This window comes from Erwinia sp. PME.40.26/001, assembly GCF_055556675.1.
Window position 1 is genome coordinate 1 of sequence record NZ_JBVHNP010000173.1, and the last position, 272, is coordinate 272.

Annotated in this window: 1 protein-coding gene; it reads right to left on the minus strand. The window is 69.5% G+C overall.

Annotation, left to right across the window (positions count from 1 at the left end; translation table 11 throughout):
• A partial coding sequence (locus tag ACZ3HG_RS23725; protein WP_465334824.1) for a hypothetical protein occupies window positions 1–272 on the minus strand: 272 nt, incomplete at both ends.

A 272-nucleotide genomic window follows, 5' to 3' on the forward strand; every position in this document is an offset into this window, starting at 1 on the left:
CGTGCGGATGCCCAGGCGGGTCATCATCGCGATCGTCTCGGCCGCTTCGGGGCGTAGTTCTTCGCGCACCCCGATCAGTCCGGCGATCTGCCCGTTGGACTCGACAACCACGACGGTCATCCCGGCGCCGGCCATGCTGTCCGCGTCGTCCCGTAGGGTCTGCGGGTCCAACCACCGAGTGTTACCGACCCGGACGGTGACGGCGCCGACACGGCCGCTGATACCGTGCCCGGCCTCCTCGGCAATATCCTGCGCAGCCGGGGCAACAGGGG